The sequence below is a fragment of the Allohoeflea poritis genome, from assembly GCF_027889715.1.
GTDB lineage: Bacteria > Pseudomonadota > Alphaproteobacteria > Rhizobiales > Rhizobiaceae > Hoeflea_A > Hoeflea_A poritis.
In genome coordinates, this window is the sequence record NZ_JAPJZH010000013.1 from 35,465 (window position 1) to 51,176 (window position 15,712).

The 15,712-nt window shown below is 60.6% G+C and carries 12 protein-coding genes; 7 read left to right on the plus strand and 5 right to left on the minus strand.

Features of this window, described 5'->3' with window-relative positions:
* The first annotated feature begins 131 nt into the window (after positions 1 to 131).
* From OOZ53_RS19050 to OOZ53_RS19065, 4 genes are read left to right on the plus strand one after another with little or no spacing between them, the layout of a single operon-like run.
* Entirely contained in the window at positions 132 to 1,487 is a 1,356-nt protein-coding gene (locus OOZ53_RS19050; protein WP_271091302.1) for a GNAT family N-acetyltransferase, read from the plus strand.
* A 48-nt stretch (positions 1,488 to 1,535) separates the two neighbouring features.
* Positions 1,536 to 2,807: an ATP-binding protein gene (locus OOZ53_RS19055; protein ID WP_271091303.1), complete on the plus strand. Its 1,272-nt coding sequence runs from the start codon at positions 1,536 to 1,538 to the stop codon at positions 2,805 to 2,807.
* A gap of 1 nt (position 2,808) precedes the next feature.
* A complete protein-coding gene (locus OOZ53_RS19060; protein WP_271091304.1) occupies positions 2,809 to 3,963 on the plus strand; it encodes a lipid II:glycine glycyltransferase FemX in 1,155 nt (384 codons plus the stop codon).
* A 5-nt stretch (positions 3,964 to 3,968) separates the two neighbouring features.
* Positions 3,969 to 5,264, plus strand: a complete 1,296-nt coding sequence (locus tag OOZ53_RS19065) for a lipopolysaccharide biosynthesis protein (protein ID WP_271091305.1) — start codon at positions 3,969 to 3,971, stop codon at positions 5,262 to 5,264.
* A 33-nt stretch (positions 5,265 to 5,297) separates the two neighbouring features.
* On the opposite strand, the gene OOZ53_RS19070 is transcribed toward OOZ53_RS19065, so the two are convergent.
* Positions 5,298 to 6,029, minus strand: coding sequence for a glutamine amidotransferase (locus OOZ53_RS19070; protein ID WP_271091306.1), 732 nt, complete (start codon positions 6,027 to 6,029; stop codon positions 5,298 to 5,300).
* A gap of 215 nt (positions 6,030 to 6,244) precedes the next feature.
* Here OOZ53_RS19070 and OOZ53_RS19075 point away from each other — a divergent pair, with 215 nt between their 5' ends.
* Entirely contained in the window at positions 6,245 to 8,020 is a 1,776-nt protein-coding gene (locus tag OOZ53_RS19075) for a pentapeptide repeat-containing protein (RefSeq protein WP_271091307.1), read from the plus strand.
* Between the two features lie 31 nt (positions 8,021 to 8,051).
* Here the strand turns inward: OOZ53_RS19075 and OOZ53_RS19080 are convergent, their stop codons facing one another.
* The 4 genes from OOZ53_RS19080 to OOZ53_RS19095 form a co-directional block, all read right to left on the minus strand.
* Positions 8,052 to 9,020 carry a DMT family transporter gene (locus OOZ53_RS19080; protein ID WP_271091308.1) on the minus strand — a complete coding sequence of 323 codons (969 nt, stop codon included), beginning with the start codon at positions 9,018 to 9,020 and terminating at the stop codon, positions 8,052 to 8,054.
* Positions 9,021 to 9,141: 121 nt separating this feature from the next.
* Complete coding sequence (locus OOZ53_RS19085; RefSeq protein ID WP_271091309.1) at positions 9,142 to 10,878, minus strand: pentapeptide repeat-containing protein; 1,737 nt, start codon at positions 10,876 to 10,878, stop codon at positions 9,142 to 9,144.
* A 14-nt stretch (positions 10,879 to 10,892) separates the two neighbouring features.
* Positions 10,893 to 12,605, minus strand: a complete 1,713-nt coding sequence (locus tag OOZ53_RS19090) for a right-handed parallel beta-helix repeat-containing protein (protein WP_271091310.1) — start codon at positions 12,603 to 12,605, stop codon at positions 10,893 to 10,895.
* Positions 12,606 to 12,690: 85 nt separating this feature from the next.
* On the minus strand, positions 12,691 to 13,623 hold the full coding sequence (locus tag OOZ53_RS19095) for an alpha/beta hydrolase family protein (RefSeq protein ID WP_271091311.1): 933 nt from the start codon (positions 13,621 to 13,623) through the stop codon (positions 12,691 to 12,693).
* A gap of 81 nt (positions 13,624 to 13,704) precedes the next feature.
* On the opposite strand from OOZ53_RS19095, the gene uxuA reads away from it, so the two are divergent.
* Both uxuA and OOZ53_RS19105 read left to right on the plus strand, forming a co-directional pair.
* Positions 13,705 to 14,982 (plus strand): mannonate dehydratase, encoded by a 1,278-nt coding sequence (uxuA, locus tag OOZ53_RS19100; protein WP_271091312.1) that lies wholly within the window; start codon positions 13,705 to 13,707, stop codon positions 14,980 to 14,982.
* Complete coding sequence (locus tag OOZ53_RS19105) at positions 14,963 to 15,670, plus strand: GntR family transcriptional regulator (protein WP_271091313.1); 708 nt, start codon at positions 14,963 to 14,965, stop codon at positions 15,668 to 15,670. Before uxuA ends, OOZ53_RS19105 begins: the two co-directional genes overlap by 20 nt.
* Positions 15,671 to 15,712 lie beyond the last annotated feature (42 nt).

Genomic DNA, 15,712 nt, shown 5'->3' on the forward strand with positions numbered 1-15,712 from the left:
TCAGGCCGCCGTCCCGGGTCTATGACGGCCGGTCAAAACATTAAAAAAGTACTGCTGAATCAACCATCTGTCATTAACCAACAATTCGATACCAAGTTTATTGAAATTCGCCGCAATGGTACATTGCTGGCATGGCGGCACGTCCCGTAGCGGGCCGCGCGGCGGTGTTTTTGCAAACTTATGGTGTCGAAGTGATAAGAGCGGCCGAAGAGCGTCCCGGTGCCGGCACAGTAGCCGGATACGAGCTGGATGGCGACCGATACACCCTTGAATGTCTGAAAACGCGAGCGGAGCTGGACGCGTTCGAAGGGGCGTGGCGGCAGCTCGAGCGGCGATGCTGTGAACTGTTCATAGCGTTCCAGACCGCCGACTGGTGCCTGACCTGGATCCGCAGCAATCTCCACAACACCGCGAAAAAGCCCGTTGAACCGCATGTGTTCGTATTGCGGAAAAACGGCGAGGCCGTGCTTGTCTGGCCGACCATGAAAGTCCGTTCGCGGATCGGCATGCGGCTGCTCGTGAGCCTGACATCGCCGCTCAGCCAGTACAGCAATGTCATTGTCGACCGCGCTTCCGTCCCGACAAAGCTGACCGCCCGGGCGCTGCGCGACGCGATCAGGTTCAGCAAGGTCGATGCCGCGGCTCTCGATGCCATCCCGGACGGTTCGATGCTGCAGTCGCTGACGAAGAAACACGGCATCCCGGAAATCTTTCATCAGGAATCCTCGATCCTCGACCTGGGCAAAGAGGAGGACATGAAATCCTATCTCGATGCATTGCCCAAGAAGACGCGCCGCCAGCGCAACCAGCGTCGCAACAAGCTGACGCGCATGGGCAAGCTTGACTATCGGGTGCATCCTGGCGGGTCCGCGGAATACAAGTTCCTGATCGGCCGGGCGCTTGAGATGAAGAATGAATGGCTGCAACAAACCGGCCGCAACGCGCAGACACTGTCCGCTCCTTCGACACTCCGGTTCCTCGGCCAGCTTTCGGGTGATACGAACGCGCCCGGCCAATGCGCCGAGGGGGCCGTCGCCCATGGTCTTTACCTCGATGACAAGCCGATCGCGATCGAAATCGGCCTGTGTCAGGGCAGACACTACTATGTCTATCTCGGCGCGTTCGACTGGTCCTACCGGAAATATTCTCCCGGCAAGGTCCAGATGGAATATTCCCAGAACTGGGCGCATGAGGCCGGTGTGAAGATCTATGATTTTCTCGGCGAGCCGGCCGACTACAAGGCCCACTGGACCAATTCCGCCTGCCGCATCCAGTCTTCCCACGTGCCGGTCACGCTGCTGGGGCTGGCCTACTGCGCGACCTGGAAGTCCGTCCTGCGGCCGGCAATGAAATCCGCATTCGCAAGGCTGGATCCCCGTTACCGCAGGATGCTGATGGGCGCGGTCGCGGCGATTGCCGGACGGGCAACCGGCAACGAGCGCGGTATCGACAAGGCCCGCAACTCAGCCGAGAGCCTGGATACGTGACATCGCGATACATCGCCCATTTTCGAGCCGTTGAAGCCGGAGTGCGAAATGCGTTCCGGCTCTGACCGTATGGCTGTCCTGCTGCTCGGCAACTATCGGCCGACGCTGCCCTTGTCGGAGATGTTCTGCCGCAGGGACATGCATGTCATCGCCGGAAGCGAGGGCTGCGATCATTGCGCCGAATATTCCCGCTTCGTTTCCGAGATCTGGGATCATCCGAAAGTCGCGGACGCGAAGCACTTTCTTTCCGCCCTGACGAAACTGCTCGCCGATCGCCCGGAAATTGGACTGGTGGTTCCCGTCGAAGAGGCCTTTGTCCGCTTCTTCGCAAGGCAAGGGGCCGATCTGCCGGAGCATGTCCGCATCGCCATGGTCGATCCGCAACTGGCGCAGACATGCCTGGACAAGGTCGCGCTGCTGAACATCGCGGGGGACGCCGGTATCCCGGTCGCGCCTTTCCGTCTGGTGGATTGCGTCGATGGCATGCGCGAGGCGCTGGACGCGCTGTCCTATCCGGTCGTTGTGCGTCCCGAGCAATCATCCAACCGTCTGTTCGGCCACAAGGCCCTGACCCTGCACTCGGACGAGGACCGGGACCATTGGTTTGCAACCTGGCCGGCGGAGCAACGCGCGCTGCTGGTGCAGCGAAAGGTCGGCGGCATCCGGCACAATTGTTATTTTGCCGCCCAGTCGGGCGACATCAGCCGGTATCTCCACGCCATCATCGCCAGAACCGACCGGATGGACGGATCGGGCCTGGCCGTGGAGGGCAGGACGATCGCGCCGGAACCGGCGATCCTGGAACATTCGAAGAAACTGGTCTCGACGCTGGGTTACACCGGCATCGGCTGCATTCAATATCTCGTCGACGAAGAGCGCGGCGAAACCCATCTGCTGGAGATCAATCCGCGCATAGCCGGCAACCACGTGATTCCCGAATATTGCGGGCTGGGACTTGCCGAGTTCCTGGTGGATGGCGCCGATGGCGACCTCCGGTTCGGCCGCCCCGATGTGCACTATTCCTGGGTCGCGGGAGACCTGGAAGGTTTCAAGTCGGAACTGCTGCGCGGGGCGCTGGGGCCGGGGCAGGCCCTCAAATGGTTTGGCAGGATCGTACGAAACGCCGTTCGCAGCGATGTCGACGTCATGCTCAACACCAGAGACCCGCTGCCGGGCATCGTCAATCTGCTGGACGTGATCCCGGGCGTCGGCCATATCACCCGGCTGCGCCGCAAGGAAGGGGACGTGACGTATCTCGAACGCCTCGTTCCGAAAGCACGTCCGGGAATTTCAATCATCAAGGCCGCCGGAGAAACTTGATATGAGTTTGATTTCCGAATTCGAAGTTCCGCTGACCGGCGGTTTGAGCCGGTCGAACCCCGCCGCCAGCGGTGCCCCGGCGAGCGATTGCACCGTGCGCCGGCTGGATCATGCCGTGTGGGATGAGCAGTTTTCCGAATACCGGGACATCGTTCATGAGCAGACGGCCTGTTTCAATCTTGCGCGATGGCCGGCGGATGCGCTGCAGTTTCTTGCCGTCGAAAGACAGAACCGGATCGTCGGCGGCGCCGTTGTCCGCACGGTAAAGGCCCCGGCCAATCTGGCCAGGCTTTCGATCTTGCGCTGGGGCCCGCTCTGGCGGCCGGCACACCGCGAGCCCGACCCGGCCAACCTGTCGCGCATCCTCAATGCGCTGACCGAGGAACTGGTTGTGCGCCAGAACAGCTATCTGATGGTCATTCCGCGTTCGGATCCCCAATATGCGGCGATGGAAAGCGAAATGCTGCGCGATCTGGGTTTCAAGGCGCTTTACCAGCCGCCAGCGCCGGAGCGGTATTTCGTCGATGTCGACATGCCGGCCGACGACGCCATGGCCAGCCTCAGCCAGAAATGGCGCTACAATCTGCGCAAATCGCAGAAGCAGGATTTGAGGTTCGAATGGCATCACGGCAGCGCCGGTGCGGCTCTTTTCCAGCCCGTCTTCAGCCAGATGATGTCGCGGAAAAATTTCTACGATGAGAGCGCGATCGACTCGCTGGAGCAAATCGCCGAGTCGCCGACCAAGGCGCTTCGTCCCGAATTTGCCATCGTCTTCGAGAAGGACGAACCGGTTGCCGCGGCGGCGATCGACATGAGCGGCGAGCGGGCAATCTACCTTTACGGTGCAACGAACAACCGCGGCAACAAGCTGCGCGCCGGCTATTTCATGCAATGGGAGATCATGAAGCGCCTGTGCAAGACCCCGCGTATTCGCTGGTACGATCTTGGCGGAGCGACGTCCGAGACCTGCAGTCTGCACCAGTTCAAGCGCGGGCTGACCGGCAAGGCCGGCGTTGTCTCCGATATCCCGCCCTATTTCGGCAAGGGACCGGATCTGCTTCAGGAAACCTTCGGCAAGGCAGCGCTTAAGAGCCGCCTTCTCAAGTTCCAGCTGCAAAAACATCTTCATCAGTTCGCGCCGGCTTTTCTCAAGTAGCCAGCATGATCGCCCTGCTGACAAAGATATCCGGACTGACCCTGGCGCGGTTGCTGGGCGCATTGGCGACATTTGCCATCACGATCGTGATTGCGCGGCAGTTCGGCACCGACAATCTGGCGATCTATGCTGTCTGCATTTCTCTCGCCAATCTCGTGGCAGTCGCAATTCCCCTTGGCCTGCAGTCGCTGGCGACGGTCGAGGTCGCGAAATTGTCGGCATTGCCCGATCGTCCTGCGATCCGCGATTTCATTGCCCATGGTCGACACATAATGGCGCGCTCCTGGCTGCTTGCGGCCTTGCTGACCGTGCTGTTTGTCGCGGCTGTGTTTCTGACTGGACAGGCGTCCGAATACACGAAGCCGGCTGCCATCGCGGTGCTGGCATTTGCGCCGATCATGGCCTTGAACCAGTTTCATGGTGGCGTGCTGATCGGCCTGCAGAAGCCGTTCAGCGGGCAGCTGTCGGACGGTCTGGTCAGGCCGCTTGTCGCCCTTGCGCTGCTGTTTGCGGCGGTAACCGTATTTGAAAACCGGTCCTTTGCGTTGATACTGACTGCCATCGTCACGGGGGCGGCCGTGGCGGCGGCGATCCAGATCCGTGCCTTGCGGCCGCAAATGGCGGTGGCGTCGGAGGCCCGCGAGCCGAGCGCCGGCTCCCGCCGCGACTGGTCGCGCAAATCGCGCTCGTGGCTCGGCATAACGCTGTGCTGGGACTATCAGATCGAGATCCTGCTGCTTGCCTGCGCCCTTTTCGCCGCGCCTCTGGAAATCGCGCTGCTGCATGTGTGCTTCCGCATCCGGGTTCTGGTCGGATTCGGCATTCGTGCCCTCTACGTCGTGCTGCAGCCGCAGATACTGCAGGCCTGCGCCAGGGAAGACAGGCCCTTGACCAGGCGTCTCATCGGCCGCCTGAACGGCGTCGCGACGGCCTATATCATTGCCGCGATTGCCGGCCTCGCCATCGCCGGGAAACCTCTGCTGGCTCTGTTTGATCCGGCATTCGGCGCCTACGCTCAGGTGCTTCTGGTCGTCTGTTCTGCCGCCGTGCTGCGGGCGATTTTCGGCCCGTCCATAACCGTGCTTGCCTCGCATGAGCGGCAGGGCGATATTCTTGCCCTGCTGGCCGTTGGCGTGGCTTTGTCGCTCGCGCTGGCCTTTGCGCTCTATCCGGCACTCGGCGTCCTTGGCATCGCTGTCGCCTACAGCCTGTCGGTCATGCTGGCCGCCAGCGGGATGTGGCTGCTGGCAAAGCTGCGCTGCGACACCGACACGGCGATCTGGGCGAACGGCCTGATTTAGGAGGCCTTCTCAGGGATCGCTTGTAGCGAGATCCTACCCGTACCGCTTGACGAAATTCCGCAGGATGGCCGCCCCGGCCTGCGGATTGCCCAAACGCGCCTCGGCCGTCAGGCGTTCGGCATCCTGCGGCGCGAAATAGCCCTTGTCGCGATAGATGCGGATTCGCAGGGCAAAGACGTCTCCGTCGGCCTCCGGGTGAAACTGCGTCGCGTAGACATTTTTTCCGAAACGGATCATCTGGAACGGGCAGGCGTCTCCCGCCACCAGATGCGCGCAGCCGGGCGGCAGCTCCTGCACCGCCTCCTTGTGCCCGACGAATGCGTCGAACGGCCCGTCGATGCCGTCGAGCAGGGGATCGGTTTTGCCCATCTCGGTGGGCGCCGCGCGGGCAACGGAGACCGGCTCGCTGAAACGCTCCTTCGAGACGGACGCGCCAAGATGGTGTGCCAGGATGCCGATGCCATAGCAGCAGCCGAGAAACGGCACGTCATTGGCGGTGACCGCCGGCATTAGCGACAGCACGGCGTCCTCGATACGTTTTTCGACCGAAGACTTCTGGTCTTGTGGGTCGGAAACGCAGCCAGGCCCGCCGCCGACGATCACGCCGGCATAGGAGTCAAGATCCGTTTCGGGCAGGCCCTCCCGTTCGAGACGCACGCGATGTGCGCGATCTTCAGTGAGCCCGCCCTTGTCGAGAATGGCGCGGAATTCGTCGTCGGACGCTTCTTCTTCGGGGCGCAGCTGCAGGATCAGGAACGGTTTCATAGGCGGTGGTCTGACGGTTTCGCGGTGGATTGGATCGCTGCTCTATGCGGCAATTGCCGGGTCCAGTCAAACGCGGCGAATCATGTCCATGTGTTCGCTTTGAGTGATCCCGTTCACGGTCAGCACGCGCAAAGGCCCCGAATTTTCGCTTTCTCAACAGCCAATTGCGCGTCAAGGGTTTGCAAACCGGCGTTGCGGTGATCCTTTGGTCGGTAATGAACCAACCCGAGACAGATGTAAGCCGGTTTGCCATTTACATCGCGCTGGTGGCCGTTGGAATGCTTGCCGGCGCCGCCGCCGTTGCTTTCCTGCTTAATCCTGTCGGCTTCAGGATCCTCACCCTCATCTTTTCCGGTTTTGCGGTGTTGGGGCTTGGCGCCGTGCTTTTTGCGGTTTTCAGCCGGATTTGGCTGGCGCGCCTGTCCGAACAGTGGAGCGCGACGCGCGCGACCCGCCTGTTCAACGGCCTATTGGAAGCCGCCCGTGATCCCGCGACATTCGCAGACGCACTTGAGCGCAATCGGGCGGAAGTCGCCGAATTGGCCCGGATGGGTCTCAGCTTTTTTGTTGCGACCAGATCGCTGGCTGTCGTGGGCATGGCCCTGGGCGCCGTTGTCTCGGTGGCAACGCTGCTTACGGCTTACATCCAGATTGAACGGCTTACGGAACAGAACCGTCTGATAAACATACAGAACAGTCTGGCCGAGGCCAGCCGCCGCGCCTCGCTCAATTTCGAACTGTCGAACATTCTCAACGCGCTGGACAACAAGCAAGACGCGGATCAGCTTCTTATTTCAAGGGTCTCGGCATTGAGCCGTTCGCTGCGCCCCTATCGGCTGCTGCAGGACGATGGCTCGCTTTCCGATCCCCTGTCGCCGGAACGGGCGCAGTTGCTCCTTAGCCTGCTTGCCTCGGGCGTCGATATGGCGCGGATCGGCGAAGCCGGCGCAACTTTTGCCTATGCCGATCTTCGCGGGGCAGATCTCAGCGGGCAAAAACTGGTGAATGTCGAATTGTCCAACGCCGATTTGAGAGGCGCCAATCTCTCGGCGACCTCGCTGGTTCGGGTCAATCTTTCATCCTCCAAACTGCCCGCTGTCGCCAAGTTCACGCCCACCGAATTCGAGGGCCTCGACATCAGCGGAGCGACCACGACCGAACCGGACTGGCTTGCCAATTTTATCAAGGGGCTGGGTTACCCGGTTGCGGCAAGATCCCGGACAGCCGATCGAACCTCCAGCCACGGCGTCATCATACTTGCCGATCGAGAGCCGTTGACGGTCGGAATGGACGTTTCGGTGATCGCCGTTTCAAGATCGCGGCTGTCGAGCGCAGCCAGTTGGCGGCAAACCGAAGACGGAAAGCTCGTCTCGGATCAAAGAGCGGCAAATCTCAGCTCGTGGCTAGAATCGGTTGATGCCGAGATAGCCGCCGAGCCCAGTGTTACGCCGGACGAAATCGTTGCGAACAATTTGCCAAGACTGGACGACTTCATAAGTGAGGCCGATAATTTCAGAATCTCGACCAGCACCCGGTTGATCGGTCTTCCCGAACTGGCGGATGTCTTTGAGTTTCTCGCTCCCTACGGCCTGTTTCCCGCACGCGCCAGATTTGACGGCATTTCACCCGGCGGGATGGGTAAGCCGGTGTCCGTCCTGGCCCCTGACGGCGCCGGAGCCCAGCCCCAGCGGCCGGATCTGAGGAACGCGGATTTTTCATTTGCGGACCTGCGTTATGTGCGCTTTGGCCGCAGCGATCTCTCGGGAGCGAATTTTAGCGGGGCGCTCCTGCCACCTTACGAGTATTTCAAATATGCCGAATTGTCATCGGCGGACTTCACGAATGCGGTCCTGCCGCACAATTGGCCGGACAGCGTGATCGATCCGGAAAAATACATGCAGTCCGAGCAATGCGAGACCATCTATGACAGCGAGATCGGGCAGCAGGTCGAGGGCAGGTGCATCACGATCGTGAGGGCGATCGATCAGTAGTCTGCCTGGCGCGCATGCCGTTAAACGCGAATCAATCGGTTTCGCCCTTTGGTTTCGGTCGCGGCGAGGGGCCCGTGTCGAAGCGCGGGTTGGGATTACGCAGGACCGGGCTTTTTGCCGAAACGTTCTCGCGGCTTTCGCGCCAGACCACGAACAGGCCTGAAAGGATGATGACCGCCGAGCCGATGGCGACATAGGTGTCGGGGCGCTCCATGAAGAAGATGGCGCCATAGGCGCTCGCCCAAAGGATCTGGCTGTACTGCGTCGGCGCGATCACCGCCGCCGGCGCGGAACGGTAGGCGGCGATGATGCAGAGCTGCGCGAGGACCGAAATCAGTCCGATGGCGGCCATCAGCCCGAGATCCTGCAGATCAACCGGCACATAGACGGCCGGCAGCATCATGGCCATGGCGATGAGCGAGACGAGCATTGGATAAAGGATCAGTACTGCCGAGCGCTCCTCGCTGCCTATCTTGCGCACGACGATCGCCGCAAGCGCCGCGGCAACGGCAGCCGCGAGCGCCGCGAAATGGCCCGGTGACAGCGCGGTGAAGCCCGGTCGCAACACGATGAGCACCCCGATCAGCCCGATCCCGACCGCGGCCCAGCGCCGCGCCCGCACCACCTCGCCAAGCAGCGGCACGGAAAAGGCGGTAATCAGCAGCGGCGCCGCGAAGAGCAGCGCATAGACTTCCGTCAGCGGCAGGTTGACGAAGGCGTAGAAGGCGCTCGACATGGCGATGATCGTCAACACCGAGCGCATCAGGATGAGCCAGGGATGGTGCGGCCTGAAATTGTCCACGGCGCGGTCCGCCAGAATGATCATCGACATCGGCACGAAGGCGAACAGCATGGCAAAGAAGATGATCTGGAAGACCGGATAGGTCTCGCCCAGCGCCTTGATGATCGCGTCATGTGTGGCGAACAGCCCAAAGCCCAGCACGGCAAATCCGAGGCCGCCCAGCGTCGATGTCTTGTTTTCGGTTGGTTCCGTGCTCATTGGCAGGTCCGACCGCAGTGACAGTCGAGGCTGGGTATTACCAGTCCTGTGGCCAGCGGCTAATCAGTTAACTTGAATTGAGGCCAAACGAACCGCCTGCGATCCGGATGTCCGGCAGGGCCTATCGGATTGTTTCTTGCATGATGCAAGAGTTTATTGAGAATTTGCCGTCCTTTCTGTTTTCTTTGTCATCCAGTCCGAAGTACGCACGGAACAAATCGCAGTCGATGTAGTAATCCGGCATTTCATGTTTTCCGAATTCAGGTTTTCTGCAATGCGCCACCGGGTGCTCATTGGCCTTTCGCCAAAGTTTCGCCAGCGTATGACGGCCGAGTTCACGAGCACCGGGGCAGGAAGGCGTACACCTGTGATTCAATATCCACCAAGCAGTTCTGCTATGTTCCCCTTTTTCTGATTTGTCCAGAAGGTTACCGCGGACAATCATGGATGCGACATATGGATATGATCCAGCTTTACAAAGCACTTCCCGAAGACGTTTGAAATCAACGGGTGAACCAAGTTGATTGTTGGGTTTTTTGCTGCCCGTTAAGTCTTCAAATGTCGCACCCAGGAATGTCGCATTTTCGGTGGGCGAGTTCGACAAGTCCACTTCTTTGAGACGCGCTCCGATCAACCGCGCATTTTCGAAGTTGGCATCCTCTAATTTAGCAGCCTTTAGGTCAACGCCATCGAGATGGGCGCCGTTCAGCTTTGCTCCATAGAGCCTTGCCTGTTTGAGGTCTGCGCCCGTTAGATTTGCATCGTTTAGCTGTGCGTTGTTGAGAAATACATGATCCATCTGTGCGAACACAAAGGAAGCCTCCTTCAAGCAAGCTTTTCGGAGATTGGTTCTCTGTGTGGAAGCCCCATCGAGATTCGCGCGCAGAAGGTTAGCTCCCTGGAAGTTGGCGCGAAATAGGCGCGCTCCTCGGAGGATGGCATAGGGCAAATTCGCCCCGGCATAACTCCGTCTGCTGAGTATCAGCGTTGGTGCAACATAGTCATCGGTCCGGACGAATTCACGGTCGTTGACAAAGTTGTTGTCCGAGGGATTGAGCGAAAATAGAAAAAATCTCGCTCGCTTAATCAGGCTTGAACTATTCCTTTCAGTACCCGTCGTACACGCGCCGGGTCGGAGTCCGGTGTTATGAATGTGCCAGGAAAGCGTCGGTATGAACAATAAAGACGATAGAACCAAAAGGCAGGAGACAACCGTCGAATATGACTTTGCTGAGAGCCAATAAATGAAAAACCAACAAAGGGCGAAGTCGGCAGCAATGGTCAGGGAGTGTACGATATTGATGATTTCGCTCTGATACCGAAGGAACTTCAACTGAATCAAAAAAAGAACGACCAGCGGCAGAAGGCAGACCGAAAAATCTGTGATGACATGCGTTATGCCGGCTGCGGTTAGTCGTCTTTTTTCGCGAAAGGCAAGTCCACGGAGCAGGACGGACGTTCCCATGAACTGTTCAAGCGCCTTTGGATGCCTGCTCTCATTCTCATCTTTATCGCTCCGTTTCCGCTCAAGGCTTCGCAATTTATTGAGAGCGTCCATCAGCAAACGGTACTTCGCCAGAACAAACGCATGCAGGAACAGGATCAGTAGCGGTGCGGCGATCGCGAACCCGTACAGAGGCAGTTGCGCCGATAACAGCGGCACCTCGACCGGTGAGCCGAGAAACATGTCGTGGTCGGTAATGCCTGCGATCATCGCGACCAGGACGGAACCCAGGGACAAAAGGGCGATCCAGTAGTTCTGCAGCTGGCTGCCCGATTCATTGACGAGTTGCAGCAGCGCCCAGCTCTTCGGATAGAGCTTCTGGTAATCGGCCTGTCTGGGATCGTCGCCTGCCATGCCCCCACCTGTCGTCAGTCGGCCGTGCCCGGCTTGTGTTCAAGCCACCCGAATTCCTCTTCAAGCGCGAACAGGGATCCGTCTTCCTGATACGCGCCGATATTGCGGCAGCCCTGTTCTTCGAATGTCCGCCAGCCCTTCGTCTCCAGCGTGAAGCCGATTGAGGCTTCCGTCGCGTCGTCCGCGCCGTCTGTATCGCACTTCAGCTGGAAGGATTCGGCGGTCGTGGCCTCGGCCGTCAACGGTCCCTTGAACCCCGGATAGCCGTCGCGCGAGTTTTCTCCGAAAGGATAGCCGGCACTTCGCAGATCATGCAGCCTGTCGGCCCCGTAGATGACGTTGCTGTAGAAGGCGATCCCGAGTTTTTCCCAGTCCTTGGTGAAGCGGTTCTTTTCGGCGGCGATGATGTCGCCTTCCTTGTCGTAGCGGCTGTGCGGCGTATCGCGGCTCTTGAGATCCTTGGCAAAGAGGCTTTCCGTTTCGCTGCATTCGCCTTGCGCATTCTGGCAGAACACGATGGCGTTGTTGAAAAAACGCAGGCCGGCGAAGCGTTTTTGCTTGGCGATGCGCTCGCGCAGGTGAAACGAATTGTGGAAGAAGTAGGTGGGCCCGTCTGCAGCATGGCGCGACGTCAGCTTGAAGATCGCTCCGCCCCTGCGCGCGTCCGGATCAATGCCCTCCGGTGGTTTCTTTCCGGGACCGGGCGACTGGGTGTGCCAGCCCACATTGCCGTAGATGTAGAACCAGCCTGAGCGCTTCATCTCGAAGGAGAACCAGCTGTAGACGTCGACGAGCTCGTTGTGCCGCACGATCCAGTTCCAGGCGCCGCCTTCCGGCTCGATCGCGTTGTCGCGGATACGCTCGAAACGGTTTTTTTCGATGACGACGTTGAGGTTCAGCAACGGGCTTGGCGTGTCTTCAAAATTGAAGAGATGGATGGCGTTGAACGCGTCTTCGATCAGGTTCTTCCGCAGCGTGACAAAACCGGCGATCCGCCATGCGGCGAAGAAGTCTCCATCGAAATGACGGTAGTCATCCTCGATGTTGACGACACCGTAGTCCGGCGGGACGCCGGAATTGGATATGTCGCCATGGATGCGCTGCCAGGCGATTTTCTTCCAGTGGCCGGCCGGCTTTCCGCTTTCCTGATTGTCCGGGTTCTGACGCCATCGGCACTTCTCGACCAGTATATGCCGCGTATGTTGTCCGGTCGCGCCGATCGCGAAAGTGCCCCACCGGAACTGGCAGGCGCGAACGACGATGTCCTGGCAGTTGTCGATATAAAGGGCCGTCGGCCAGCATTTGTCGAAATAAAGCCCTTTGATGGTCACATGCTGGCAGTCGCGCAGATAAAGTTGCGCCTCGTCGGCGAGATAATAGAGGCCGGGGAAGCTGCCTGCGGCCTGTTTCCTGGCCGCTGCCTCGTTGGCCTTGGTCTTGTAGTCGTCCGCCGTGACGCAGCTTGTAAACAGGGTGTCCTGATCTTCATCCGGCAATCGCTGGGAGTTTTGGACCTTCCACCATTTGTCTTTCGGCGTGGCGCCCTTGATCGTGATGGTGGAACCGGCAAGGCCGCGCAGGCCGACCGCTGTCAGAGGCTTCGTGTATCTTCCGGGAAGAAGCGTCAGGCAGTCGCCGGGCTCAAGCTTCCGCAGCTTTTCCTGTGCGCAGTCCGGACAGGCCGTGAGCCTGTCTTCCTTGCAATCAAGGGAAGATTTATCGCCCATGATGCAACATTGGAGCGAAATACACGCTTTGTCAAAGAATTCGGGGCCGTCATTCCCTGTCGATGCCGGTGGGTGCCGGACCGTTTCAATCGGCAGGGGCGGTCGCGCCGGGACGCAGATTGCGCAGCAGCCGCAGCACCGCTTCACGCATGGCGGGCGTCTCCGCGTGGCCGCTATCGTTCGAAATCAGGAACTCGAGCCGATCCTCAGCACCGGCAAGACGATATGCTTCCCGCAGCCTTTCAAGCGCCGGGTCAAAAGCCTCGGCCGGTGTCAACGGGTCGAGGCGGCCGCAGCACACCAGCTGCAGACGTGGTGCGATGAGGGCGGCTATGTCGGCAAGATCGCAGGTCTCGAGCAGTCCGGGAACCGTCATGTAGGGGCCGTGCAGGTCGTGCGCGCCGCTTTCGATGAGCGGGCGCATGTTGGAAAAGGCGCACAGATGCGCGCAGGCGCCAATGCGCTCGTCGAGCGCCGCGAGCAGATAGGCATGCGTGGCGCCCATCGACAGGCCGAGCGCCGCGAGGCGCGATGCGTCCACATCGTCGCGCGCGGCGAGATAGTCGAGCGCGGCGCTGAGATCGGCGAGCATGTGCCCCAGCAGCGTCCGGCCGTGCCAGTGCGCTGCCTTGGACAGCGCGGATTCGCTGCCTTCGATTTGCCGGCTGCCAAAGCCAGGCATGTCCACGCAAAGCACAGCAAAACCGGCGGCGGCGAGAACCGGGCCATAGGCGGAAAGCAATGCGGGACGGCCTTCCACAAGCTCGCGCCGCCCGATTTCGTGGCGGTTTCCATGGGCATGGCAGTAGAGGACGGCCGGAAGCGGTTCGGCATCTCCGTACGGGCGCAACAGTGTCCCGGGCACCGTGCCGCCGGATGTTTCGACGGTGATCTCTTCGACCGCAAAGTCCGGTTGCTGCCGGACTGTGATCACGCGACCGCCTGAACCTGGGGGAGGGCCGCCCGGATAACCGAGCAGCCGCCACAATTTTGCGGCATCGATGTCTGGTTTGCTCAATGCAATTTTCTCCCCGGCGCGCCGAATCGGACTTGTCCAGCTACTGGTATACTAGTATATGTCACCTATTGGGAGATTGAAATGAGGCAGACTTGGCGGTGGTTCGGGCCGCTGGACAGGGTGACCATCGGCGATGCGCGTCAGGCCGGCGCCGAGGCGATTGTCTCGGCCCTGCATCATATTCCGCCGGGTGCGCTATGGCCTCTTGAGGAAATCGCCGCCCGCCACCACGATGTCTCACACAATGCGGACGGGACGGCAACGGGTCTTGCCTGGGAAGTCGTCGAGAGCCTGCCGGTTTCAGAGGCGATCAAGACTATGTCAGGCGACTGGCGCGGCGATATCGAACGCTACAAGGCAAGCCTGTCCAATCTGGCCGAAGCCGGCATTCGAACGGTCTGTTACAACTTCATGCCGGTGCTTGACTGGACCCGCACGGATCTTGCCGCACCGATGGACCATGGCGGGACGTCGATGCGTTTCGATCTTGTCGATTTCGCCGTCTTCGACATGCACATCCTTTGCCGGCCTTCAGCGGACCGGGACTATCCGAAGACGGTGGCGGAGCTTGCCGGCCGGCGCTTCACCGACATGTCGGATGCGCAGAAACGGCGCCTGACGGAAAACGTGACAGCGGGATTGCCCGGCGCCGCCGAACATTGGACGCTCGAAGGCCTGCGCGACCAACTCGCCAATTACGCGGCCATCGATGCGGATCGGCTGCGCCAGATGCATATCGATTTCCTGTCCGAGATCGTGCCGCTTGCCGAACGCCTCGATATCCGGCTGTGCTGTCATCCGGACGATCCCCCGTTTCCGCTGCTGGGACTGCCCAGGGTCATGTCCACGGCCGAGGATTTTCGTATGCTCTTGTCCGCCGTCGACAGCCCGTCGGCGGGCCTGACCTTCTGCTCCGGCTCGCTCGGCTCCCGGCCCGACAATGACATTCCCGCAATGGCGTCGGAATTTGCGGAGCGCATCCATTTCGTGCATCTGCGCAACGTGACCCGCGAGACCGAAGGCATTTCCTGCTCATTCCTCGAGGACGAGCATCTGGCCGGAGACACGGACATGGTCGCGGTCATTTCGGCGCTTCTGGCGGAGGAGGGGCGCCGCCGTGACGCCGGGCGCGCCGATCACAGGATTCCCATGCGCCCCGACCATGGTCAGGACATACTCGATGATCTGCAGCGCGGCGCGCAACCCGGCTACCCGGCGATCGGCCGCCTCAAGGGCCTGGCGGAACTGCGCGGCGTCATGCATGCGCTTCAGTCCGCGCAACGGTCAGGCAGTCAGAACGAAGCGACCGGTTCGACTGCCGGCAGGCAGGAGGCACTCCATGCCGCGTTTGACTCCTGAAGCCTCGGCCTTCGATATGCAGGCGGCTCTAAAGGGCGTCGCCATCGACCGCGCACGGTCCATCGGCCCGCAGATCTACGATGCCCTGCGCAGCCGCATCATCGACAACCGGTTTCCGCCAGGCACGGCGCTCAGCGAAAAGGAAGTGGCGCGCATTTGCGACATCAGCCGAACGCCTTTGCGGGCGGCCATCCAGGACCTTGCGGGCGAAGGGCTGATCATCGTCAAGCCGCAGGTGGGTTCCGTGGTTGCCCCGCACGACGCCGCCCGGGTGCGTGAGGCGATCTTCATCCGGGCTGCGATCGAGGCGGCCATCGCCCGGCGTCTTGCGGAAACGGGCGTCGACGAGGCCGCGTTGGCGCCGGTCCTTGCCGCGCAAAAGGCCGCCGGCGAGCGCGACGACTACCTGACCTTCTTCCGCTATGACGAACAGTTCCACAGCATGCTCGCGCGGATGGCGGAGGTGCCCAATGCCTGGCAGATGGTGCAGTCGGTCAAGGCGCATATCGACCGCCAGCGCCTGCTTCTGATGTCGTCGATAACCGGTCGCTCCATGCGCGCCTATGAAGACCACGTCAAACTCATTGAGGCGATAAGCCGCGGCGATGCGAGCGCCGCCGCCGCGGTCATGCGCGATCACGTCAACTCGGCGCTCGAAACCCTGGAAGCGGGCGCGCAGGGACCCTGATCCGGCAGAATTAAGCTTGCTCGCAAAGATGATGTTTACTAG

Bases quoted from the DNA above. Each gene is read 5' to 3' on its own strand.
- OOZ53_RS19105 (WP_271091313.1), top strand. From the start codon at position 14,963: ATGCCGCGTTTGACTCCTGAAGCCTCGGCCTTCGATATGCAGGCGGCT.
- OOZ53_RS19065 (WP_271091305.1), top strand. From the start codon at position 3,969: ATGATCGCCCTGCTGACAAAGATATCCGGACTGACCCTGGCGCGGTTG.
- OOZ53_RS19085 (WP_271091309.1), bottom strand. From the start codon at position 10,878: ATGGCAGGCGACGATCCCAGACAGGCCGATTACCAGAAGCTCTATCCG.
- OOZ53_RS19070 (WP_271091306.1), bottom strand. From the start codon at position 6,029: ATGAAACCGTTCCTGATCCTGCAGCTGCGCCCCGAAGAAGAAGCGTCC.
- OOZ53_RS19060 (WP_271091304.1), top strand. From the start codon at position 2,809: ATGAGTTTGATTTCCGAATTCGAAGTTCCGCTGACCGGCGGTTTGAGC.
- OOZ53_RS19075 (WP_271091307.1), top strand. From the start codon at position 6,245: ATGAACCAACCCGAGACAGATGTAAGCCGGTTTGCCATTTACATCGCG.
- uxuA (WP_271091312.1), top strand. From the start codon at position 13,705: ATGAGGCAGACTTGGCGGTGGTTCGGGCCGCTGGACAGGGTGACCATC.
- OOZ53_RS19055 (WP_271091303.1), top strand. From the start codon at position 1,536: ATGCGTTCCGGCTCTGACCGTATGGCTGTCCTGCTGCTCGGCAACTAT.
- OOZ53_RS19090 (WP_271091310.1), bottom strand. From the start codon at position 12,605: ATGGGCGATAAATCTTCCCTTGATTGCAAGGAAGACAGGCTCACGGCC.
- OOZ53_RS19050 (WP_271091302.1), top strand. From the start codon at position 132: ATGGCGGCACGTCCCGTAGCGGGCCGCGCGGCGGTGTTTTTGCAAACT.
- OOZ53_RS19080 (WP_271091308.1), bottom strand. From the start codon at position 9,020: ATGAGCACGGAACCAACCGAAAACAAGACATCGACGCTGGGCGGCCTC.